The organism is Flagellimonas profundi (assembly GCF_017313275.1).
GTDB classification, from domain to species: domain Bacteria; phylum Bacteroidota; class Bacteroidia; order Flavobacteriales; family Flavobacteriaceae; genus Flagellimonas; species Flagellimonas profundi.
This window is the reverse complement of sequence record NZ_JAFLNM010000001.1, coordinates 374,327-397,211: the sequence shown is the minus strand read 5'-3', so window position 1 is coordinate 397,211 and position 22,885 is coordinate 374,327. Positions and strand designations below refer to the sequence as shown.

The following is a 22,885-nucleotide window of genomic DNA, read 5'->3' as shown; positions in this document are numbered from 1 at the left end:
ATGTTCTGGCCGGTCGTAGAAGTTGCTCAAATTGTGGATGCACGGGCTTCTGCGAGAGAAAAGAAGTAACGAAAAGGAAAACAAAAAATATCCTTTAGAGAAGAAGATCAATTAAAAAAATATAACAAATACAATTTAAGAACATGGCACATTTATCTGATTTTGATACCGAAAAACGGTATAAGGCGGTCGTAAAAAATACAATGCGGTTAACGCCACCCGACACCGATGAAGTGCGTGAGATCGTACTTGAAGTAAAAGATTCGCAATTTGAATGCGAAGTGGACCAAAGCTTTGGCGTATTGACCAAAGCTACAGGAGAATTTGGAAACGAGCTTCACCATAGGTTATATAGTGTAGCCGATCTGCCCAAGCATGCCAACGGAAACCCACAGGTCACGATGTTGGTGAAACGTTGCTCCTATGTTGATGAATTCAGCGGTGAAGAATACCAGGGTATCTCTTCAAACTATTTATGTGATAGAAAAAAAGGGGATGAAATTACCGTTACAGGTCCATTTCAACTACCCTTTAGAGTACCTGAAGACAAGACAGCCAACCTTATACTCATTGGTATGGGTACCGGAATTGCACCATTCAGGGCCTTTATAAAGCATATTTATAAAAATGTAAAAGATTGGAAAGGAAAAATCCGGTTGTTCTATGGTGCACGTAGTGGCTTGGAGCTGCTTTACCTCAACGACAAGGATGGTGACCTCACAAATTATTACGATGAGGAAACATTCGAAGCTTTTCATGCATTGAGTCCAAGACCATATTGGGCCGACCCCATTGAATTGGACAAGGCACTCGAAGGACAGACCAAAGAACTGAAAGAATTGCTTTCCATGTCCAATACATACATCTACGTTGCCGGGTACGAAAAAATCCTTGACAAACTCAATAAGGCATTTTCCAAAATCTTAGGTTCGGAAGAGGCATGGCGACTCCGAAAAGCTGAATTGATTGCCGGTAGAAAGTGGGCCGAAATTATTTTTTGACCTGCACCGGGAAAAAGAAGAACAGTAATTGTAAACAAATTCGTGAATCAATATGTCTATCGTTATCGCAGTGGCCGCACTTGGAGGGTTAACCTTACTTCTTGCAATTATGCTGATCGTTGCAAACAAAAAGCTATTTGTATATGAGGACCCGCGTATAGATAAAGTGGAGGACATGTTGCCCCATGCCAATTGCGGAGCTTGTGGCTTTCCTGGCTGTAGGCCCTTTGCAGAGGCATTGGTCCAAGGACGTGCCTTACCAGGAAAATGTACGGTAAGCACCGATGAAGGCCGACAAGCCATTGCTAATTTTCTTGGGGTTGATATGGGTGCGGAGGAAAAAAAGGTAGCTCGTCTTGCTTGTGCCGGTGGGACGAATGTGGCCATAAACCGTGCCCAATATGTAGGTGTTCAAAGCTGCCAAGCCGCGGCTTTGGTATCCGGTGGTGGCAAAGGTTGTTTTTGGGGGTGTCTTGGCCATGGCGATTGTGAGGTTGTCTGCGATTTTGACGCCATTACCATGAACGAACATGGGTTACCTATTGTAGACCAAGATAAATGTACGGCCTGTGGCGACTGTGTGGAAGCTTGCCCCAAAGATTTATTTTCCTTGCAACCTATAAGCCATCATCTTTGGGTAGCTTGTAAAAACCTTGAACACGGCGAAGCTGTCCTCGAAGATTGTCAAGTAGGATGTACCGCCTGTGGAAAGTGTGCCATGGATGCCCCAGACGATCTAATAACAATCAAGAATAATTTACCTGTGGTGAATTACGCTAAAAATCATAATACGCAAGTACCGATTCAGCGATGCCCTACCGGAGCCATTGTTTGGTTCAATGATGATGGGGAGCCCATCAAAGGGAAAGAAAGCAAGAAAATTATCCGTAAGGGCAGTAGATCTTTGGGAAATACTTAGTCTGTTTGAAAAGCAAAAAACAACGCCTGAACTGGAGTTGCTAAAGTTTAAAAACCTAAGTATATTATAGGTAACAATCATCACTGATCTAATTTCAAAATAAAAGACATATGAGCTATTATTTTAGTACAACATTAAACGAAAAAAATTTCGAAAAAGCTATCGAAAAGGTAACTGTCGAATTGAAAAATGAGGGATTTGGAATACTCACTGAAATAAACATTGACGAAACCCTAAAGAAGAAACTAGGTGTAGATTTTAAAAAATATAGAATCCTTGGGGCCTGTAACCCACCTTATGCTCATGAAGCATTGACCCAAGAAGAAAAAATCGGTCTCTTTTTACCCTGTAATGTGGTTGTCCTGGAAAATGACAATGGCGAAATTGAGGTTGCGGCCGTAGACCCTGTTGCTTCGATGATAGCTGTTGAAAATGAGAAGTTGACCCCCGTTGCCCAAGAAATACAACAAAAGCTTAAAAATGTGATCGAAAAACTTTCTTGAAATCAGAAAGAAATTCTGTTCAAACAAAACGGCCAAGCGCCAAACCAAAGTTGAATATGCTTTTTTGTAAAAGCCTTTGGTCAACAAAAATTGCAGTAGGTAAAGTCTGTTGCTAAACTTCATATTTCAACAGTCTCAAAGCATTTAATACCACCAACACAGTGGATCCTTCATGGCCAACCACAGCAAGGCCTATGGCAACCGTTCCGGTGATGGTCAATGGAACCAAAACAGCGACCATCCCCAAACTGATCACCAAATTTTGTTTGATTATTCGTTTTGCTTTTCGACTTAGCCCGATGGCAAATGGAAGAACATTCAATTTATCTGACATCAAAGCGATGTCCGCTGTTTCCAATGCAACATCCGAACCTGCTGCTCCCATGGCTATCCCCACCGTGCTTTTTGCCATAGCAGGGGCATCGTTCACACCATCTCCGACCATTGCAACACTGCCTTCTTCTTTGGTCAATTTTTCAATGGCCTCCACTTTATCTTCTGGAAGCAGACTTCCCATGGGGTCGGTAATACCCAGATTTTCGGCAATTGCATCCGCAACTTTTTGATTATCCCCTGTCAGCATTATTATGCGTTTGATACCTGTTTTCCTCAAAGAAGAAAGCGCGGTGATAGCATCCGGACGGGCAACATCCATTACAGAGATGATGCCTAGATAGTCCTTTCCCTTATGAACAATCATCGCAGTATGCCCCCCTGATTCCAATTCGGACATTTTTTCATCTATCTCCTTGGGCACCTTGTTACCCGTCAACTCCTCGAAAAGCCTTCGATTGCCCACATGGACCACATCTCCATCCCAATCGGCCCTAATGCCCCGGGCAACCAAGGCCTGTAAGTTCTCGGCCATAGGGATATCCACACCACCCAATTCCTTTTTTCCCCCTTCCACAATCGCAACGGCCAAAGGATGGTCACTTAGTGCCTCTACCGCAATTGCAGCCGACAAAAGCTCTGTTTTGTCGGTTCTTCCAAATGGTATGGCATGGGTCAGTACAGGTTTACCTTCGGTAAGGGTCCCTGTTTTATCAAAAGCAATGGCACTCAGTCCTCCCAAATCTTCAAGGGGACGACCTCCTTTAATGAGCACTCCCTGATGTGCAGCCCTGGCTATTCCCGCCAATACAGCACTTGGAGTAGAAATGGCCAACGCACATGGTGATGCAGCAATCAATACGGACATGGCCCTATAAAAACTCTCTTCGAATGTTTCTTCAACGATTAAAAATGCAAACAACAACAATACAACCAGAGCTAAAACAGAGGGCACATAATATTTCTCAAATTTATCGGCCAAGTGTTGGGTCGGGGACTTTTGTGTCTCAGCTTCTTTTACCAATGTGATCAAACGGGAAAGGGTACTGTCTTTAGCTTCTTTCAATACTTTAATTTCCAGTACGCCATTTCCATTGATCGTGCCTGAGAAGACCCTATGTTCGGGCAAAAGTTTATTGATATCCGTGGCACTTTGCCAATTGGGACTGGCACGCTTGTCCACAGGCACGCTTTCACCCGTTATGGATGCTTGGTTCACAGGGCTTGTTCCTTTTGAAACCACACCATCGGCAGCAATTTTTGAATTTGGCCTAACCACGATTATTTCACCGACCCTTAAATTCTCGATAGGGACTTCTATCAGATTGCCATTCCTTTTTACCATGGCCAACGGGGGTGCTAGGTCGGAAAGTGCGGCAATCGACTTTTGAGCCCGACCCATGGCGTATTGTTCCAAGGCATTTCCCAAGCTGAACAAAAAGAGCAATAAGGCGGCTTCGCCCCATTTTCCCAAAAAAGCGGCGCCAACCGCTGCAAAAATCATTAGAAAATCTATTTCAAACTTGCCCCTGAGCAGGTCTTTAACAGCATTGGACGTAGTAAAAACGCTTCCGAAGATTGCCCCAACAATAAAAAAATATGTGGAATAATCTTCTGGTATGGACGCTATAAATGAAAAAACAAGTCCCATTCCCAAAAGTAAACCGCTTACAATGGCAAAATAGAGGTCGGCGTTGTCCTGTCCAAAATGAAAAGGATAAGAACCTTCATCATTCTTATGGGGGATATCATCTTGTATGTGAACAATCTTCAACCCCATATTTCTGATTTTTTTGATGATCAAAGATTGGTCGGTCCGATCCTCATCCCATTCCAATCGTATTTTACCGGAAGCAGATACAGATACTTGATGAACACCCTGCTGTTTTTCAAGTATTTGTTCAATCCTTCTGGCATTCCTAGAATGATGGATTTTTTCAAGTTCAATGATTATTTTATTCATGACAGACCAATAAACATGCATCTATTGCAATGAAACAAAATTGCTAAGTTATGCTATGATTAACTATGATTTTCAGCATAATTTCACACCTATTTATCTAAAAATGGATGTATGGTGGTTACATCCAGATTCAATTGAAGGATATTCCTCCGAAAAATATCTTCTTCAGCCCAATTTGGGGTTGTTGAACATTCCCCGATCATCCTCAACATGTTGAAGGTGAAAGGGCTGCCAAGGTATTCATGCTTTTATAGATTGGGCATTAAGAATCTTTTAAAAACTCCAACGAAGCCTGAAAAACAAATTATGCCCTAAAGACCTGTATTCATGGAATTCAAAAAAGGATTGGGCAATTACATCCATTTCCCAGTTGGTGGCCAGGGAATAGGTAAAGGTAGGTATGACTATTATCGATTGGTTGGTGGGCGAATACACCGTACTGAACGCCCCAGAAAAGATCGGGGAGAATTCCTTCGCCAACTGCAGATAACCAGAAAACTCAAATGGCATTAAATTTTTCGCCGTAATTCCACTTAAGGCCAAATTTTCTATACCTCCGCTCAAATCGGAAGCACTGCCACTGTACAGTACCGACCCATACAGGTAAAGTCCTTTTTTAAATCCATAATCAAATGATATGGAAGCGCTCCAAACATTTTCGGCATCCAAATAATTTGTTCGGGGAACAAAATAGGATACTTCGCCCTTGAACCCCATGTTATTTATGTTTCCGGACCACCCTGCTCCAAGTACCCAATCGTTTTTATAGATTCCGGCAATCCATTGAAAATCATAAGACCATTTATTAAAACCATACAACAGGGCAATAATGTGGTCGTCCTTTAACCTACCCTTTTTGGCGGTCAATTCCACTTTACTAAAATCACCCATATAGTATTGGATGCGTACGGCATCACTACCAGGCCGTTCTTCATAGTCAAAATCGAGAAAATTGTAGGTGTTGAAAATATCGTTTGGGTTCCATATCAGGTTTCGTCCCCAATTTATACGCTGCCTGCCTAAGGTAATATCCCAATTGCCCTTGCTGTACCTTAGGGATGCCCTATCGATTGCGGTAACGAATAGCATGTGCCCGCTTTCCCCATAATTCCAGGTCATATCGACCCATCCATTGTCCCTTCCCATCAACTCGGAAAACCCAGGGAAATTGGACACGGCATCACCATAAAAAATTCTATTTCTGAATTCCAGTCGCATAGAGATGCTTTCTGAAGGCGTATACCCAAAATTCAGCCTGTTATGGATCAAAGTTGTCCATTGTAACTGGTCCAGGTTATCCACAAATTGCAGTTGATGCAGGTTTTTGATGTAACCATTGAGAACGAGTTTAGGTTTTTTCTCCTGCCCTACCCCCATAAAAGGGAAGAGCAAAACAAAAATGGACCATATGACCTTTGAAGGTTTCATAATGATCACGTAGGCTTTTGATTCACATCGGAATCTACCTTACCATCGACCAAGGTAATCACCCTTCTGGCCTTCTCTATCACTCTTTGGTCGTGGGTGGAGAACAAGAAGGTGATTTTTTCTTCTTTGTTCAATTTTGCCATGATGTCCAATAAATTACTTGCTGATTTTGAATCCAGATTGGCCGTTGGCTCGTCTGCCAATATTATTTTTGGTTTGGAGGCCAAAGCGCGTGCCACGGCGACCCTTTGTTGCTGTCCTCCCGAAAGCTCACCAGGCCTACTGTCGATCTTTTCTTCCAAATCCACTTCACGAAGCAGTTCCAGTACTCTTTTTTCCCTATCTTTTTTGGAGACCTTTTGTAATTGAAGTACAAAACCGATATTTTCCCGAGAAGTGAGTACGGGTATCAGGTTAAAAGACTGAAATACAAAACCAATATTTTGAAGCCTGAAATCTATTAACTTGTTCTCTGGAAGTTTGGTAATTTCCACACCATCCACATACACAGTTCCGGAAGTGGGTTCGTCAAGGCCGCCGATCATGTTCAACAATGTGGATTTCCCAGAACCAGAGGGTCCCACCAGGGCAACAAACTCCCCTTCTTCAATATGAAGGTGCACATCTTGTAACGCCCTTACAGGAACCGCCGTCTCTTTATATGTCTTACTGACATTATGCGCGTCTATGATTGTTTTTCCCATGGTGCTAAATTTTTCGAATTGATTCTGCAGGATTTAATTGCAAGGCCCTATAGGCAGGATATATTGCCGATAACAGTGCGGTGATCAAACACATGATAGCCACGATCCAATAGATCTGGCCGTCCAAGGCCGGATAGATAATGGAACTGAAACCATAGCTGGCCAATCCTTCGGAGAATATGGCAATGTTGATGCCAAACGTTCCCAGCACAAGAACGCTCAACCAACCGACCAGAAGTCCCACAGGACATCCTAGCAAGGTTAGGAAAAGAGTTTCCAACATGATCATAAAAAAGATTTTTCTCTTGTTGAGCCCAATGGCCATAAGCATACCCAGTTCCCTTATCCGTTCCAGTACCGACATGAGCATGGTGTTCACAATACCGAAGGTGAGGGCTAAAAGAATGATACCGGAAATGATATAGGTATATAGGTTGAAGGATTCTATCACCAGTTCCAAATCCGGGGCAAGATCTTTCCAATCCTCTACCTTTTGGTTGGGCATTAGCTGCCGAACATAGGTGATGTAGCTGTCCAGTGCAGACTCATCCTTTAACAAAATAGCCAATTCATTACTCTCCGAATGCTGAAGACCTAAGAGGTTGTCCAAGGATTGCTTTTGGACATAAACATTCACTTCATCGAGGGAAAGGTTCTTGGATCTATAGATCCCACCCACCCGAAAGGCACCGGAAACTATACTGGAACCAATATCCGTAAAGGTCAGCACCACCTTGCTCCGTAATTTAATCTTGAGTTTTTTGGCCAACTTCTCACCGATAAAGATTTCGTTATCTTTTCCAGAAGTGAAATAGTCACCCTGTATCAAATTTTGGTTCAGCCCTATCTGTTTTATTTCCGCATTTGGGGAGATGCCATAAATGGTGACACCAGAAACGGTAGTAGGCGATGTGATCATTCCTTTGACAATGGTGCGCATGCTTGCGGACTGGACCCTATCGTCTATTTTCAGCACTGAAAGAATGGAATCGGCATTTTGTATGGCATATTTGGATTCCTGCTGATCGGTAAATTCAGGATGGTGTACCTGAATATGGGACAAATGCCTGTTCACGGATTCATCGATATTGTTTTTGTAAAGCCCCCAAGCAAAGGCCAAAATAAAAATACTGGCCCACAGACCAACCACAATAGAGCCGATCACTACAAAACTCCTGGTTTTGTTGCGCCATATATTCCGCCATGCTATTTGAACCAACATAATCAACTATTTATCGCGTCAACAGGTCTAAGCCTTAATACTTTAAATCCTGGGTAAAGGGACAGCAAGCTGGCCAATACCAGAACGATCAGGGTCTGATAAATAAAAATCCGGATGTTGCCCGAAAAATAAATGATGGGCTCAAAACCATAATCTTCATAAACCTCCCTTAAAGATCCACTGAATTGGACGGGGTATTCGGTGAGCAAATGAACAATCAAAGTACCCCCTAACACCCCCATCAAACAGCCCATCAATGAAATCATGATCGATTCCAACAGTATCACATAGGCCAAAAGGTGTTTCTTCATACCGATGGCAATCAGAATGCCGAATTCCCGGTTCCTTTCAAAGGTCATCATCAATAAAGTACCAAACAATCCAAAGGATATGATGATATAGAGAATTCCGATAACGATATAATGTCCGGAACTGTCCGCCTCAATGAACTGATCCATCTCAGGCATCATTTGTTTCCAGGTCATCACTTCATAAGCTTCTGTGTCAATGACACTTTCAATTGCTTCTTTGGAACTTTCCAAATCGGAGGTTTTACCGAGCATAATGGACAGGGAGGTCAACCTATTTTCGGCGCCGTGCAGATATTGTGATGTTTTTAAGGGCATATAGATAACATTGCTGTTCAGCTCGGGAGACCCCAGTTTTAAAATGCCAACAATATTGAATTTACCAGCTGCACTGCTTGCATGGTATCCTTGTCCGATCAATACAAGGGTGTCGTTCACCTTGGCATTGAGTTGCTCTGCCAACCCACTCCCAATTAGTATTTGTTCCGCACTGTTACTTTCAAAGTATATACCTTCAACAACTTTTTCATTCAGTTGGTTTACTTTTTTTTCACTCGTTGGATCTATCCCCAACACCATCACTCCTTTGGTTTTATCGGCAAAGGATGATAGGGCGAAGGTCTCCAATCGGGGCATCAGGCCTGTAACCTTGGGATTGTCCAGTAAGTTTTTGGAAAGCTCTTCATCGGCCTCAAAAGAATTGTCTATGGATTGTTCGTCCCAATAGCCTTTCTTATGTATTTGGAGATAACCCGATGAGTAGCTGACCACATTGTGGATCATGTTCTCATAAACCCCATCGGTAACCGAGCGAAAGGTTATGGCCAATAGCACGGCAAAAAAAACAGAGGCAACGGTGATCATCGTCCTCCGACCGTTGCGCCATATATTCAACCATGCCAATTTTAAGAACATCATTTTAGTTGCATCATGTTACGTGTAGTAAAAAAACTATCGGGAATCTCCTCATCGTAAAGGAGATGGTTGTACTTGATCACGGTTTTATAACCTTCCTTGTCCGTCGGGATCATTTCAATCCGTGTAGTCACTTTTCTGGAACCAAAGACTTTGATGTCACTTGAATTCATGATGTTGACCAATTGTCCATCTTCATCATAAAATTCAGCTTTGAGCTGAAGAAAATCTTGGGTATCGATCCATACGATCACCTTTTCCCAAACAATGGCTGCTGAGGGCTTAGGTATCATTTCAATCTTGTAGCATTCCTTACCTTGGATAAGTTCCCTGCCCAAATGTCTGTGGTCATAATCTTTTACCGATGAGGCTTCCTTCACCAAATCGTCGTTGGTAAAGTCCGTACCCATCCAACTCTGGGACATCATCGAGGGCGGTAATTTAATGGTGCGTTCAATGGCAGGTATCCAATTCCATACCTCCTTATCCCTTTTAAGAAAAATAATGCCTTTTTCCTTGGCCGGGGCCTGTACAAGGATCAAGGTATAAACATCTCCTTTGGTCCATGCCTTCAGCTCCATTTCCCTTTGCCATGAAGGACGTATGATCTGGATGGTAATATCTGCTTGGGAAGTATTTCCCCTTATGTTGTCGTCTGCCTTTTTAACAATCTCCCTCGCAGTTAATTCTTGTATGGGCATTGTAGCGGCAAGAAGCAATATACTTAGTCCAAAGGCCAAATAGCCAACCAATATTGATGCTTTTTTCATAGTTTGAAACTAGCTCAATAATTGGCTTTGGACAATGATATAAGTCAAGTATTGTCTTGGGTGAAAAGTTTTGGATTAGCTATACTTTACAACTGAGAATATGGCAGAGGTTTTAAAAATACCCTGATTATATTGTTCATGGCATTTGCATATTCTTCCATATTGGAGATTCGCTTCCATTCCGGATGTGGACCAAACTTGCCCCATGCTTCCGTGTGGGCCTGCTTGTCTTTGAATGCCAGCATATAGGTTAGGCACGGCATATGGTTCCCGGCAATGTTCGACCCAAAAAACACGGTAGGAAGGCCAACATCCTCAAAAATACCAAATTCACTGTCATTGAACATTTTGACCTTTCTGCGCAGGGCGTCCTCATTGTAACTTTCGTAAGTTCTAAGCTCAAAAAAGTTTGCGCTATCCGCGGGTTTCTGTAGGTTTGGAAAACCTGTGGTGGATTGAATAAGGTCTGTTGTAATTCTACTATACGGAATCAAGTTTTCGGATATTTTGAGATAAGGGCTTGCATCCTCGATATATTTTTCGTCCTTGATCAATAATTCGCCACTTTTTTGAAACGCTGCAATGTTATTATAAGGGATGAGTACATAAAGTTTTTTGGGCAAAGTTTCCCCCACTTCTTCAAATACCCCGATATTCTTTACACCTTGACGGTTCATGGCTGGGATAAATGCCTCTTTGAAATAATCATGAAGTACTTGTTCCGGTCTGCCAAACTCCATCTCGTAGGTTCTCAATTCATATACTTGTTCCTGTCCTGCCAATTGAAAGTTCAGAATCAAAAGAAAAAGTATGGAAAAAATTCGTTTTATAATTTTCATTGTTCAGTTATCTTTTTGAATACGAAATAATTATACTAATATGCTATTCCTATTATGCTTTTCCTGCAAGGATGTTTTCGATAGTGTTCAATTCCTCTTTATCAAATCCAGGTTTTTTTAGAGCCTGTAACGAGTCCTCCAATTGTTCGGGCCTACTTACACCCAACAATACCGAAGTAACCCGTGGATCTCGCTTTACCCAGGAAAGGGCCATTTGGGCCAAGGACTGTCCTCTTTCTTTGGCCACTTTATTCAATTTTGATACCATCTCCAGTTTTTGGGGAGTGATTTGGTCGGCTTCCAATGCACCGTTCCCACGTCCAGAGGCAGCTCTTGATGATTCTGGAATTCCATGAAGATATTTGTCTGTCAATAAACCTTGCTCCAAGGGCGAAAAAACAATGCTTCCCACACCTTCTTGCCCCAGTACATCCAACAATCCATCTTCAATCCATCTATCGAACATGGAGTATCGAGGTTGATGAATCAAACATGGGGTTCCCATTTCTTTTAACATCTTTATGGCAGCCTTTGTCTCCTTGGCATCATAACTGGATATGCCAACATAAAGTGCTTTCCCTTGGCGAACTATTAAATCCAGCGCTCCCATGGTTTCCTCTAGAGGTGTGGAGGGGTCCGGACGGTGGTGGTAATATATATCAACATAATCCAGCCCCATTCGTTTTAAACTTTGGTCCAAACTGGAAACCAAATACTTTTTGGAGCCAAAATCACCATAAGGACCCTCCCACATCTTCCATCCTGCTTTGGTGCTCACAATTATTTCATCCCGGTATTGGGCCAAATCCGATTTCAGTATTTTACCAAAAGTGGTTTCGGCCGACCCGGGCGGGGGACCATAATTGTTCGCAAGGTCAAAATGGGTGATACCTGCATCGAATGCCTTGTGCACAATGGTCCGAGCAGTATCAAAATCATCCATTTCACCAAAATTGTGCCATAGCCCAAGTGAAAAAGCAGGTAGCAACAAACCGCTATCGCCACAGCGATTGTAGGTCATTTCATTATATCTATTCTTGTTCGGTTGGTAATCCATAAACGATTAAATTAAGATTCGACTTCATGTATCATCCATAAACACGACAATTTTATGTCTTGGAGACTTAGAGTGTCATACACCGATATGTTGGGGGTAGGTCCAATTACATATAGTATATTACTGCAAAATCTTTGATACATTGCCAAAGCAAATCTATTGGGTTTTTACATCCTTTTCATTGAACTAGGACAAGAAATCACCATTACAGCCTCGATACCCATTTATGAAAAATGAATTGAAAAACTATTTGGAACGTTTCATTGACCTATCGGATGAAGAATCCGAGATGGCACTACAGTTTTTTGAATACCGGAAGTATCCAAAAAATTCCCTGATCCTACGTTCTGGCGACATCTGCAATTTTGAAGCATACATAAAACGAGGATGTGCCCGAGAATTTTTCACAGACCATAAGGGAAACGAACATACGGTTGAATTTGCCATAGAAGATTGGTGGATAAGTGAGATCCATAGTTTTGAAAATAAAGTGCCCAGCCAAGTAAGTATCGAGACTTTGGAGGAAACCGAAATGCTAGTGCTATCCTTGGAGTCCAAAAAACAACTTTTGGAAACAATTCCCACCTTGGAGCATATGTTCCGAATTATGATGCAACGCCACGTGCATGCCCTAAAAAAACGATTGCTTCAAAACATGTCAAGAAACGCCATGGACCGATATCAAATGTTCCTGGAGCTATATCCTACAGTTGTTCAACGTGTTCCACAATATCACATAGCATCCTATTTGGGAATTTCCCAGGAATTTTTGAGCAAATTAAGAAAGAGGACCATGGATCTGTAAATCAAATGGTGGTTATGGGCAATATGGGGTTTAAAGTACTAGAATTGATATGTCGGGAACTTATGCAGTAAAAATAAAAAAGCAACTATATGTAAACTCTATTTTTCAGTGTAATAAGATTATCGCTATTGTTTTTTAAGGATGGGGACCTTTGAAACAAATCCATTTCACCACCAATCCTGGCCAGTCCAGAAAACTAAAGTTTTTTGTAAACCTCTTTAAAAGGTACTCTGCAACGTTCACCCCAAATGCCCGAACCTTCTTTTCTTATGCCTACGGATATCACCATATTGATCTCCGCTCCCCTCGGTAATTTCAAAAGCCTCTTGACCAATTTGCTGTCAAAGCCCTCCAATGGACATGTATCATATCCCTCATTCGCCATTGCAATCATAAATGTCTGTGCAGCCAATGCACATGATTTATGGACCACGACCCGTATATCATTTTCAGATACTTGTCTGGTAATAGGACGGAAAACACCTATGACTTTGGTCAACAAAACCCGGAACAAACCAACAACCCCAAAAAACCTGGTGTACAATAGTGGCATTATTTTGCCATAATACAGTTCCCTATCCTTGATTCGTTTTTCTTGCCGTTCGATTGGGCTGTTTCTTTGGATGTTTCCCTTTTCAAATTCCAGAACAAATTTTGAACGTTTTTTATATAAATCCTGCCTGGTTACAAAAACAACGGCCTCAGCTGCAGTTGAAACTGCAGTTTGTCCCAAACAGGCTTTGGCAAGGTTTGCCAAAGTTGCAGGTTCCGTGATATGATAAAATTCCCATAGCTGCATGTTGGAACTATTGGGTGCCAATGTTGCAAGTTCAAGACCATGTTTTACTTTTAAGGTATCAATCTTTTTTGTTTTATCGTATACGCGCACAGAACGCCTATGGTTTAAAACACCTTCCAAATCCATATCTATCTTATTTTAAGTAAGCCCTTTAACAGGTCACGCCTAATTTAGTGACTTATTTGAATAGGTCTGTTTAACTTAAATACAATCTTAAAAATAGGTGATTTTCCCAACCTAAGAATTTCATGGTTTGTATTAAGCTTTAAATGTCAATAATCAAATCCCGACCCGATTGCCATATAATATTTGATTCCTACTATTGACAAGGCAGTATGAAAGTATTGAATAAAAAACTATGGCCAACAAAGCCGTTGGGCGCATTGTAACAAAAACATTGACTCTTCGTCTTCCTCAAACAAACGAACCAATCAAAAAAACAAAATGCTTACAAATTCATCAGAACGTAAAGATGCTTGGAAAACCATCTTTCTATTTCTTATACTCGTTGTTGCGCTCACTTCGCCATTCCATTATGCCATAGTAAAGCTGTATCCTTCAAGAATATATGTTGGGGCTATTATGTGGTGTCCAGCAATAGCTGCTTTTATCACATTAAAAATCAAAGGGCGTAAAATCTCATCGCTTAATTGGAATTGGGGAGATTGGAAATACATCCGATGGTCTTATTTTATTCCTGCCCTATATGGTATAATCACCTACTTACTTATCTGGGTTTTCGGGTTTGGAGGTTTAGCAAATGAAGAAACAATAACAGAATGGGGAAAAGAACTTGGATTGTTTGGAATAGGTACTTTAAATCCAAGCTCGATAACAATCATAGCCATCATCTTGTTGGGGACCGTAGAAGTGATAAGAGCTTCAGCAACAACATTAGGAGAGGAAATTGGATGGAGAGGCTTTTTTATCCATGAATTGAGAAAGGTGTTTTCTTTTACCGGTGTATCCATTTTTAGCGGAATTGTATGGGCGGCTTGGCATTGGCCGTTGCTTGTTTACTATAGTAGCAATGTGCTATTGGAATTTATCACATTCTTTATAGTGATTATTTCGATGTCATTTATTATGGCCTACTACACTTTTAAATCTAAAAGTCTATGGCCAGCAGTAATTTTCCATGCAGTAAGCAATGTGTACATTCAAAAGATCATGCCTTCTTTAACCATGAAAATTGAGGGAACCGAACATTGGCTTGGCGAAAACGGAATTATGTTTGCCATTGTTACCAGTATTTTCGGGATTTATTTTTGGAGAAAAGCTATTAAAGAAAAAATATAGACCAAACGGCCAGAGCGGCCAATATCCTTTGTAAATGCAAAAGGTAAGTGTTAAACCATACGACTATTTATAACTGAAACCGTCACCAAGGTTCAACTAAACGATATTAAAATGTTCAAAATAAAAACTTACGCAATAGTCATTCTTTGCATTTTCATTTCAAATCTTATTGCATCCCCTAAGGCTTTCTCCCAATCGACAAAAAACAGTATTCAAAATCCGACTGAGTACTTCAATAAAAGAACTGAAGCTTTAAGTTTGGTCAAAATTGAAAAATGGGAAAAGGCGATTCCTATTTTGGAAAGTCTTACGCTACAATATCCAAATGACGCTGATCTATTTTATGTATTAGGACTGTCCTATTATGAGACTGAACAGTTTAAAAATGCAGTAATCGTATTAAAAAAAACGCTTGAATCTGGAGGTACCATATTAACGGATATTCCGACGGGGTCGGCACCTTCAAATGATATAATGATCAAAATTGCGAAAGCCTATGCCGAAGATGGAGATAAGGAGAATGCCTTATTATGGTTGAAAAAAGGATTTGCATCCCGTTATGACGAAAAACCATTCTTAAAGGGAGATCCTGCTTTCAAGTCCTTCAACGAGGATGAAGAATTTCAACAAGTCTTTGGTTATCGAAGTCACTTGGGTTTGAGCAGAGGAGAATCGTGGGTTAGTGATATAGATTATTTAGAGGAGCAAATACTGGAATTGCACTACAACCCATTTCACTCCATGTCTAAAACTGATTTTGACAAAAAAATATTGGGATTAAAATCAGAAATAGACTCGTTTTCAGATGAGCAAATCATTGTGGAGCTAATGAAGATTTTGGGGAGTCTTGGCAATGGCCACAATTTAATTATACCCACATCTCCCAACAAAGGCGCCTTAAGGAAACTTCCAGTTCAATTTTATCAGTTTAATGATGGACTATTTATTGTTGGTGCGGAGAAAGGCTTTGAAAAATGGATTGGTCATCAAGTGGAATTGATTGGAAACACAACTGCTGAAGATGCCCTGCAAAAAACAAATGCCGTAAATGCCAGGGATAACGATATGCAAACACTTTGGTTGGGTCCATATTATTTAGGGCTACCGGATGTGTTACAAGGTTTGGGAATCGTTGAAAACACCGATCAAGTCACCATTACTTTGAAAGACAGCAACGAAAAGTCTCAGAAGGTAATAATGGATCCAGTTTCCTGGAATTTTTCCGGCTTTCCAAAAATGCCAAAACTAATAAACAAGGAGCAACCAATATTCTTGTCGAAAATAGAAGACCCATATTGGTATAAATTGATTCCAGAAAACAAAAGTATTTATGTTCAGTTTAATGCCGTTACACAGAAAGAAGCACAGTCTTTAGAAGCTTTTACTATCGAATTGCGTAGTCAGACATCTAAAAACGACATACAACATTTAATTTTGGATTTGAGACATAATCACGGAGGGAATGGTTCTATATTACCACCAATGCTAAAAACCATTATCAATTTTGAACTTATGAATCCAGGTGGAAACGTCTTTGTGTTAATGGGACGAGAAACTTTTTCCGCTGCTCAAAACTTACTAACGGATATTACAAAATACACCAATGCAATTCTTGTTGGTGAACCCAGTGGTTCAAAACCAAATCACATAGGGGAAGCAGGATGGTTCAAATTGCCATATTCCGGATTAATGGGACTTATTTCCACGCAATTCCATCAAACATCAAAAGCAGAGGACAACCGTAAATGGATTGCTCCCCATATTCCGGTAAACCTATCATCAACCGATTATTTTAATGGAAACGACAAGGCTTTGGATACAGTAATGAAAGTGATACAAACTACGGAAAGTAGAAAATAAAACCAGGCATTACCATGTACATAAACCTATAGTACCCTTCCGGATGCCGCGCTTCATATACTAATCGTAACCAAGGTTCAACCAAACCATAGTTGAACGTACTGAATCCAAAATGATCAAGTTGATCGAAGATGGGGAAACTGACCGTTTTGCAAGTCTCTTATCGGCCATTTTAAAAGTGTATCCATACTCCCACTGATGAAATACAGAATCGAGAGATTTAGTGCAGCCTTACATAAAAGGGGATAAAGTCCCCGTTGAAATCACTCTTACTCCATAATAATTTATCGCAATGATGACGAAGATCATTTGATTTTGATTCGTTGTGACCTAGATTAGGTAAACGATAAATTATGCAGAAAAATGGAAACTATAGTATATGCCACCGATTATTCAAAGCGTTCCGTTGCTGCCCTAAAGTTCGCTGTCGAAATTTCCAAAGCCTTGTCAATGCGCTTGGTATTGACCCATGTTTATGAATTACCCGCTGTGTTGGGCACCGAATTGATTGAGGTCTTCCCCAACTTATCCAAAGATTCCCTAAACCATGAACATAAAAAACTGAAAGAGTTTTACGAGCAACATATTGGTGGATCCTTTAATGAAACCATGATTCGATTTGAGCCTATCGATCACACTTCAATTACCAACGGAATCATAACAAAAATACATGAACACCAAGCCTTTATGGTTTTTGTGGGAACAAGGGGCGAAAGCAAGCTTCGAGACATTGTTATGGGAGGCACTGCCGTGGGCCTTTTGGAAAATGCACCCTGCCCAGTTTGGACAGTACCAGAAGATTCCATATTTACTTCCCTGGATTCGATTGTTTATGCTACCGATTTTGAGAAAGAAGACATCAATGCCATTCATGCCTTAGCAGAATTGGCCAAGATTTTTAAGGCAAAAATAAAAGTTGTGCACGTTTCAAATGACAAGGACAAAGGCGATGATTCCAGAATAGAATGGTTCAAAGGGCTCCTTAGCGAAAAAGTACTATATGAGCATATAGACTATGACCGGATTCTCTCCAACAACATTTGTGATCGGTTAACCACCTATATCAAAGAAACAAATGCAGATGTGCTGGTTATGCTGAAACGAAACAACAAAAAGGGATTAAAAGGATGGTTGCACACTGATTTGGTAAAAAAAATGCAATCTTATGAATGTGTTCCCCTGCTGATGCTGAATCAAAAAATGGAACCCATGCGAAGCATGAAAAAGTCAATGATGTCCGGCTTATGATTAAAAACATCATCCAGGGTTATACAATCCCTGGGACATTAATCCTGAATTTCCAAAAAAGTGCATTGCCAAACTTGCTGGACCATATGTAAATTGGTTCAGTTCAAGTAGCCCTGATTTAATTATTGGAGCGATCACTTCATCATAACTTTTCGAATTGTTCAAAAGGGAATCCTAATCCCATAAAAATCATATCTTTAGAGAAACCAGCTTCTAATGATCAAGTTCCTTCCGAAATCCCCATAAGACTATCAGTTTGGTAAGCACTTGTAAACTTTATTGAGAAGTAAAAATCGGGGAAGCCGAAAACCGGTCAGAGTAGGCAGCATATAAAAATCAAAACATGACAACCAAAAAAAACACTCAAGTAATTGACGCTTTGTACAATGCCTTTTCAACAGGCGATATGCCCACTGTACTGGGTTTAATGCACCCTGAAATCGAATGGAACGAAGCTGAAAGTAATTCCCTTGCCAGCGGCAATCCGTATATCGGTCCAGATGCGGTTTTAGAAGGCGTATTTTCAGTTCTCGGAGCTAATCATGAATACTTTGGATTACAAGATGTAAAAATCCACGGTATGGATGATAATATGGTCTTGGCTACTTTACGATATGATGCCAAAGTCAAAGCAACAGGAAAAACTTACAATGCCCAAGCCGCACATCTCTGGACGCTTGATCATGACGGGAAAATTACTGCTTTTCAACAATTTGTGGATACTAAGAAGTTGGCAGACTCTGAAAAGTAATCCCAATGAAAAACGTTTGGATACATCGATGTTATTCCGAACAGGCTGTGTTCAGTCACATTCTACATACATAGTAATGATTGGCAGTAGGCTGAAAAATAACGAAGGTACAGCAATGGCTTTAAGCGATTGCTTCCTCTCCCCCACTTTGGAAATCTTACAGGAACTTCCAACTTGATACCTAGTTGTACAAAACCGAGCAACTGCTCACATGGCCAAGACCCTCACAAAACTCAAACAAACCAGGTCCTGTACCATTGAAATGTCATAAATATTATTCCTTGGGATATCATGTTGGTGAGGGTAATGATCAATATGATTTTTAAAATGCTCCAGAACGATTTCGTCTGATAAAATTGCAGGATCGCCAGCATATACCATATACTGATCAACAAACCAATTATTGTACCTAGAGTTGTGAGTAATGAGGGAAGCATCATAAACAAAGCCAAGGCTAAAATATAGTAGAGCATGGTTTGTCCACTCAAATAAGCAGTAAAAGTCAGGTTTTCGACATAATTGGTTTCACGACCTTTAAAAAATAACCAGATAAGGAAGCCATGAATAGGCCACATTAGCAGTATGAATACATTAAAATACCTAAAAGCAAATTGTAAAAGTTCCTTGTCATCCGATTCTATTTTAGAATAATCCAGGGCAATAACCTCAAACTGTGCAATGAAATATAGTGCAATAGCCACCGTGATCAGCAAATAGTTGAACGGATTAAAATAACTCTTGCGCCGACCTGAAATATATTCCCGAGCCACCTCACCTGGCCTGTAAGCCAGATGCTTTATCAAGTGAAGTATTCCTTGGTCTGTATTGGTGAAAGAAATCCAAAGGTCTTTTAACAGTTGTTTGAAATTTAAACGGCCCAATCCCATTTTCTGACCACAATACGGACAATATGAATGCGTTTCCCCAACAATATTATTGCAATTTTTACATTTCATCTTGTCATCTCATAAGGTTATTTCAGAGGTCGCTTCGTGTCATTACCCTAAGATATGAAATGTCTCACTTCCAAGCTCTTAAGTAAAGCAAAGAATTACACCGAAAGACCAGCGGATTATCCTACTATTCATTTACTTTTAGCTAAATTAGTTACCATAGATATGCAGGAAAGCATACAAATACCGTCACAAAAGTTCAAATAAACAACCTTGGAACCGAAGCACTCACATCAACTGATTATTGATAATGTCACTAGGTTTATTGACTTGACCGAGCTTGAAAAACAGAAATATATTTCTTTGCTTACCGAAGTAAAAGTTAAAAAGAAGGCATTTTTGATGCAAGCAGGGGAAGTTACTAAATACGAGTACTTTATCACCAAAGGTTGCTTAAAAGTGTATACTCTGGATGAAGAAGGCTCTCCACATATTTCCATGTTTGCGGTTGAAGATTATTGGACAGGGGACATGGCCAGTTTTATGACCAAAGAACCATCACATTATTTTATTAAAGCTACCGAGGACTCAGAATTATTGGGCATCTCCAGAGCTAATTATGAGCTTCTTTTTCAAGAGATCCCAAAATTCGAAAGGTTTTACCGTATCCTATATCAAAAATCGCTCATAAGCTATATCAGACGTTCCAATCAAGGCATATCCTTAACGGCCGAGGAAAGATATATCGAATTCAAAAGGAAATATCCTAACATTGTCAATAGAATTACCCAGAAAGATTTGGCAGCCTACATTGGCATTACGCCAGAATTCATGAGTAAAATCATCTCCAAAGTCAATAGAATGTAAAAGTCTTAAACTACTTCATTTTTTTTCGTGTCTCCCCATTGGAATTTTGGAGCATGGAAAAAATAGTAATCATCATTTCGGTATTTATTCTTAGGGTTGCGAACAACTTGAATGCGCAATTTACACAAGTTGAACTGTTTTCTGGTTTTTATAAAAGAGACTTCAGTAACTTTAAATGTACAATTGTAGTACTTTTTTTAGTCTGCTCAATAAACAGTGGAGCACAAGAAAAGGAGACAGAAAATTTTGCACCTCCGGAAAATCCAAGAGAAATTGTAGCCATTAAAACTAAGGGTGTTGTAACTATTGATGGCAAGTTGAATGAAGCAGATTGGGAAAATGCGCCTATTATATCCGATTTTTTCAAAATTGAACCTTTACAATCCGATAGTATTAAGTACAAGACAGAAGTAAAACTCCTGTATGACGATAAAAACCTATATGTAGGTGCATTTTGTAAAGACTCTTTAGGAGTTAAAGGAATTCGAGTTCAAGATTTAAGGCGTGATTTTTCTTTCGGGGAGAATGACATTTTTGGTATCCAAATTGATGCCCAAAATACTAAACAGTATGCAGTATCATTTCAAACAACTCCATACGGCAATCAACGAGATTTACAGAATTTTAACGACACTTATGTAGATGATGATTGGAATGCTCTTTGGACTGTTAGAACACAACGTACTAATCAAGGGTACTATGCTGAGTTTGCTATACCCTTTAAGTCCATAAGGTATAATGAACCTAAAAATGGAGAGCCAGTAAATTGGGGAATTACATTTGCTCGATTAGCGCGTAGAGATTATGAGCTGACTGTTTTTCCTAAAGTCCCTCAAGCGTTTTCTCCGTATAGAATGACCTACGCGGCTAAACTTACAGGATTAGAAGTACCTCCACCTTCAGCAAATTTACGTATTGAACCTTATACGTTATATGAATTTGACGAATCCACGAATGGTAAGCATGTGGTCGATTCACAAAATAATGTAAAAGTTGGTGGCGATGTAAAATGGGTAGTTTCACCCAATACAGTGGTCGATTTAACCATCAATACTGATTTTGCCCAAGCTGATGTGGACAGAGCCGTAAATAATTTAGAACGATTCAATATTTTTTTTCCGGAACGCAGACAGTTTTTTCTTGAAAATTCAGGGATTTGGGCAGGAGTCTCAGATTATGATGTCATTCCTTTTTTCAGTAGGCGAATAGGTCTGGACGGAGGCTTTGATGCCACACCAGCTCCTATTGATGTTGGAGCACGTTTTACCAATAGGGATGAAAACAAAACTTTAGCAGGATTATATGTCCATCAAGGGGATACTGATGAATCGGCCGCTGCCAACTTTGGAGTGTTTCGTTATCTTCAAAACTATGGCAATGAAAATAATATAGGTTTGATGGTGACACACCGTTTAGATGAAAAAAAACCCTCACTATCTTTAAATGAAAGTAACAACACGACAGTTACCATAGATGGTCTTATACGACCAAAAAATGAGTGGACAGTATCATATCTTGCATCCGCATCCAAAGACGAAGCTACCGACACATGGGGTTATGCCGGCACATTTTCTGCAGTATATAAGACCAATAAAATGTTTTGGCGCTGGAAATCCAATTTTGTAAGTAGTGATTACAACCCAGCGATGGGCTTTGTTTACCAAAACAATGTCATAAAACACAATCTAAGCAATTATGTTATATTACGCCCCAAGTCCATGCCATGGGTGCGTCGTTGGGAGTCAGGCTTTTTTGCAAATTATTATCATGACTTCAAAGACCCAAAGAAATTTCAACAGGCCAGCGTTTACCTATTTCCCTTTTACGTCTTTTTCAAGGACAATAGCTTTTTGGAATATGCCATAACCCCGACCTGGCAGAATATCAACTTTGATTTTGCTCCATTAGGGCTTTCCATTGCTCAAGATCGATACTTTTACACGAGACAAGTTATCAACTATAATTCTGATAGATCTAAAAAATTGTCCCTATCTGGAAAGTTTGAATGGGGCAAGTTCTACAACGGGAAAAGGCAATCCATAACAGTGGGAACTCGATTCGCCCCAATTCCACATTTTTCCCTTTCGTTGGATTATGAACATAATAATCTACAAAATATAGGGATTGAGGAGAAAATGTTAAAAACCGATTTATATACAGGTAGTCTAAGAGTAGCACTAAATCCCAGAGTTCAATTATCGACTTTTTATCAATACAATTCCTTTACGGATCAAGGAAGATGGAACGCTCGATTCAGTTGGGAATACAGACCAAACTCCTTCTTTTATTTGGTCTATAACAACACGCGGGACACCACCTTTGATCCAGTACAGGGCAATAGGCAATTTATCGGAAAGATAACCCTTCTAAAGCAGTTTTAGAATATCCTTTTTAGCAGAAG

Annotated in this window: 20 protein-coding genes; 10 read left to right on the top strand and 10 right to left on the bottom strand. The window is 40.2% G+C overall.

Annotated elements, in window-relative coordinates:
* The first annotated feature begins 143 nt into the window (after positions 1-143).
* From J0654_RS01835 to J0654_RS01825, 3 genes are all read left to right on the top strand, one after another.
* Positions 144-1,001, top strand: a complete 858-nt coding sequence (locus tag J0654_RS01835) for a ferredoxin reductase domain-containing protein (protein WP_207026068.1) — start codon at positions 144-146, stop codon at positions 999-1,001.
* Positions 1,002-1,053: 52 nt separating this feature from the next.
* Complete coding sequence (locus tag J0654_RS01830; RefSeq protein ID WP_207026067.1) at positions 1,054-1,920, top strand: RnfABCDGE type electron transport complex subunit B; 867 nt, start codon at positions 1,054-1,056, stop codon at positions 1,918-1,920.
* A 110-nt stretch (positions 1,921-2,030) separates the two neighbouring features.
* Positions 2,031-2,423 (top strand): DUF302 domain-containing protein, encoded by a 393-nt coding sequence (locus J0654_RS01825; protein WP_207026066.1) that lies wholly within the window; start codon positions 2,031-2,033, stop codon positions 2,421-2,423.
* A 112-nt stretch (positions 2,424-2,535) separates the two neighbouring features.
* Here J0654_RS01825 and J0654_RS01820 read toward each other — a convergent pair whose 3' ends face one another.
* From J0654_RS01820 to J0654_RS01785, 8 genes are all read right to left on the bottom strand, one after another.
* Positions 2,536-4,719: a heavy metal translocating P-type ATPase gene (locus J0654_RS01820; protein WP_237685860.1), complete on the bottom strand. Its 2,184-nt coding sequence runs from the start codon at positions 4,717-4,719 to the stop codon at positions 2,536-2,538.
* A 273-nt stretch (positions 4,720-4,992) separates the two neighbouring features.
* Complete coding sequence (locus J0654_RS01815; protein WP_207026064.1) at positions 4,993-6,147, bottom strand: hypothetical protein; 1,155 nt, start codon at positions 6,145-6,147, stop codon at positions 4,993-4,995.
* Positions 6,148-6,152: 5 nt separating this feature from the next.
* Positions 6,153-6,851, bottom strand: a complete 699-nt coding sequence (locus J0654_RS01810; RefSeq protein ID WP_207026063.1) for an ABC transporter ATP-binding protein — start codon at positions 6,849-6,851, stop codon at positions 6,153-6,155.
* A 4-nt stretch (positions 6,852-6,855) separates the two neighbouring features.
* A complete protein-coding gene (locus tag J0654_RS01805) occupies positions 6,856-8,073 on the bottom strand; it encodes an ABC transporter permease (protein WP_207026062.1) in 1,218 nt (405 codons plus the stop codon).
* A 2-nt stretch (positions 8,074-8,075) separates the two neighbouring features.
* Complete coding sequence (locus J0654_RS01800; protein ID WP_207026061.1) at positions 8,076-9,299, bottom strand: ABC transporter permease; 1,224 nt, start codon at positions 9,297-9,299, stop codon at positions 8,076-8,078.
* A complete protein-coding gene (locus J0654_RS01795) occupies positions 9,296-10,066 on the bottom strand; it encodes an outer membrane lipoprotein-sorting protein (protein WP_207026060.1) in 771 nt (256 codons plus the stop codon). Before J0654_RS01795 ends, J0654_RS01800 begins: the two co-directional genes overlap by 4 nt.
* 86 nt (positions 10,067-10,152) lie before the next feature.
* Entirely contained in the window at positions 10,153-10,905 is a 753-nt protein-coding gene (locus tag J0654_RS01790) for an NIPSNAP family protein (RefSeq protein ID WP_237685859.1), read from the bottom strand.
* A gap of 52 nt (positions 10,906-10,957) precedes the next feature.
* Complete coding sequence (locus tag J0654_RS01785; protein ID WP_207026059.1) at positions 10,958-11,962, bottom strand: aldo/keto reductase; 1,005 nt, start codon at positions 11,960-11,962, stop codon at positions 10,958-10,960.
* A gap of 226 nt (positions 11,963-12,188) precedes the next feature.
* Here J0654_RS01785 and J0654_RS01780 point away from each other — a divergent pair, with 226 nt between their 5' ends.
* Positions 12,189-12,767 carry a Crp/Fnr family transcriptional regulator gene (locus J0654_RS01780; RefSeq protein ID WP_207026058.1) on the top strand — a complete coding sequence of 193 codons (579 nt, stop codon included), beginning with the start codon at positions 12,189-12,191 and terminating at the stop codon, positions 12,765-12,767.
* Positions 12,768-12,963: 196 nt separating this feature from the next.
* On the opposite strand, the gene J0654_RS01775 is transcribed toward J0654_RS01780, so the two are convergent.
* Positions 12,964-13,692: a nitroreductase family protein gene (locus J0654_RS01775; protein ID WP_207026057.1), complete on the bottom strand. Its 729-nt coding sequence runs from the start codon at positions 13,690-13,692 to the stop codon at positions 12,964-12,966.
* A 318-nt stretch (positions 13,693-14,010) separates the two neighbouring features.
* On the opposite strand from J0654_RS01775, the gene J0654_RS01770 reads away from it, so the two are divergent.
* The 4 genes from J0654_RS01770 to J0654_RS01755 all read left to right on the top strand — a co-directional run bounded on the left by J0654_RS01770 (position 14,011) and on the right by J0654_RS01755 (position 18,724).
* On the top strand, positions 14,011-14,865 hold the full coding sequence (locus tag J0654_RS01770) for a CPBP family intramembrane glutamic endopeptidase (protein ID WP_237685858.1): 855 nt from the start codon (positions 14,011-14,013) through the stop codon (positions 14,863-14,865).
* 258 nt (positions 14,866-15,123) lie between these two features.
* Positions 15,124-16,725: a TPR end-of-group domain-containing protein gene (locus J0654_RS01765; RefSeq protein ID WP_207026056.1), complete on the top strand. Its 1,602-nt coding sequence runs from the start codon at positions 15,124-15,126 to the stop codon at positions 16,723-16,725.
* A 363-nt stretch (positions 16,726-17,088) separates the two neighbouring features.
* On the top strand, positions 17,089-17,973 hold the full coding sequence (locus J0654_RS01760) for a universal stress protein (RefSeq protein WP_207026055.1): 885 nt from the start codon (positions 17,089-17,091) through the stop codon (positions 17,971-17,973).
* 343 nt (positions 17,974-18,316) lie between these two features.
* Positions 18,317-18,724, top strand: a complete 408-nt coding sequence (locus tag J0654_RS01755) for a nuclear transport factor 2 family protein (RefSeq protein WP_207026054.1) — start codon at positions 18,317-18,319, stop codon at positions 18,722-18,724.
* A gap of 233 nt (positions 18,725-18,957) precedes the next feature.
* Here the strand turns inward: J0654_RS01755 and J0654_RS01750 are convergent, their stop codons facing one another.
* Complete coding sequence (locus tag J0654_RS01750) at positions 18,958-19,680, bottom strand: DUF3667 domain-containing protein (protein WP_207026053.1); 723 nt, start codon at positions 19,678-19,680, stop codon at positions 18,958-18,960.
* A 210-nt stretch (positions 19,681-19,890) separates the two neighbouring features.
* Between J0654_RS01750 and J0654_RS01745 the strand changes: the two genes are divergently transcribed.
* Both J0654_RS01745 and J0654_RS01740 read left to right on the top strand, forming a co-directional pair.
* Positions 19,891-20,484, top strand: coding sequence for a Crp/Fnr family transcriptional regulator (locus J0654_RS01745; RefSeq protein WP_207026052.1), 594 nt, complete (start codon positions 19,891-19,893; stop codon positions 20,482-20,484).
* Positions 20,485-20,537: 53 nt separating this feature from the next.
* Positions 20,538-22,865, top strand: coding sequence for a DUF5916 domain-containing protein (locus tag J0654_RS01740; RefSeq protein WP_207026051.1), 2,328 nt, complete (start codon positions 20,538-20,540; stop codon positions 22,863-22,865).
* Positions 22,866-22,885: the final 20 nt, after the last annotated feature.

What these genes read in the sequence shown, in the direction of transcription:
- J0654_RS01750 (WP_207026053.1), bottom strand. Translation starts at nt 19,680, where the DNA reads ATGAAATGTAAAAATTGCAATAATATTGTTGGGGAAACGCATTCATAT.
- J0654_RS01785 (WP_207026059.1), bottom strand. Translation starts at nt 11,962, where the DNA reads ATGGATTACCAACCGAACAAGAATAGATATAATGAAATGACCTACAAT.
- J0654_RS01805 (WP_207026062.1), bottom strand. Translation starts at nt 8,073, where the DNA reads ATGTTGGTTCAAATAGCATGGCGGAATATATGGCGCAACAAAACCAGG.
- J0654_RS01835 (WP_207026068.1), top strand. Translation starts at nt 144, where the DNA reads ATGGCACATTTATCTGATTTTGATACCGAAAAACGGTATAAGGCGGTC.
- J0654_RS01815 (WP_207026064.1), bottom strand. Translation starts at nt 6,147, where the DNA reads ATGAAACCTTCAAAGGTCATATGGTCCATTTTTGTTTTGCTCTTCCCT.
- J0654_RS01755 (WP_207026054.1), top strand. Translation starts at nt 18,317, where the DNA reads ATGACAACCAAAAAAAACACTCAAGTAATTGACGCTTTGTACAATGCC.
- J0654_RS01795 (WP_207026060.1), bottom strand. Translation starts at nt 10,066, where the DNA reads ATGAAAAAAGCATCAATATTGGTTGGCTATTTGGCCTTTGGACTAAGT.
- J0654_RS01775 (WP_207026057.1), bottom strand. Translation starts at nt 13,692, where the DNA reads ATGGATTTGGAAGGTGTTTTAAACCATAGGCGTTCTGTGCGCGTATAC.
- J0654_RS01770 (WP_237685858.1), top strand. Translation starts at nt 14,011, where the DNA reads ATGCTTACAAATTCATCAGAACGTAAAGATGCTTGGAAAACCATCTTT.
- J0654_RS01740 (WP_207026051.1), top strand. Translation starts at nt 20,538, where the DNA reads ATGGAAAAAATAGTAATCATCATTTCGGTATTTATTCTTAGGGTTGCG.
- J0654_RS01800 (WP_207026061.1), bottom strand. Translation starts at nt 9,299, where the DNA reads ATGATGTTCTTAAAATTGGCATGGTTGAATATATGGCGCAACGGTCGG.
- J0654_RS01810 (WP_207026063.1), bottom strand. Translation starts at nt 6,851, where the DNA reads ATGGGAAAAACAATCATAGACGCGCATAATGTCAGTAAGACATATAAA.
- J0654_RS01830 (WP_207026067.1), top strand. Translation starts at nt 1,054, where the DNA reads ATGTCTATCGTTATCGCAGTGGCCGCACTTGGAGGGTTAACCTTACTT.
- J0654_RS01780 (WP_207026058.1), top strand. Translation starts at nt 12,189, where the DNA reads ATGAAAAATGAATTGAAAAACTATTTGGAACGTTTCATTGACCTATCG.
- J0654_RS01790 (WP_237685859.1), bottom strand. Translation starts at nt 10,905, where the DNA reads ATGAAAATTATAAAACGAATTTTTTCCATACTTTTTCTTTTGATTCTG.
- J0654_RS01760 (WP_207026055.1), top strand. Translation starts at nt 17,089, where the DNA reads ATGGAAACTATAGTATATGCCACCGATTATTCAAAGCGTTCCGTTGCT.
- J0654_RS01825 (WP_207026066.1), top strand. Translation starts at nt 2,031, where the DNA reads ATGAGCTATTATTTTAGTACAACATTAAACGAAAAAAATTTCGAAAAA.
- J0654_RS01820 (WP_237685860.1), bottom strand. Translation starts at nt 4,719, where the DNA reads ATGAATAAAATAATCATTGAACTTGAAAAAATCCATCATTCTAGGAAT.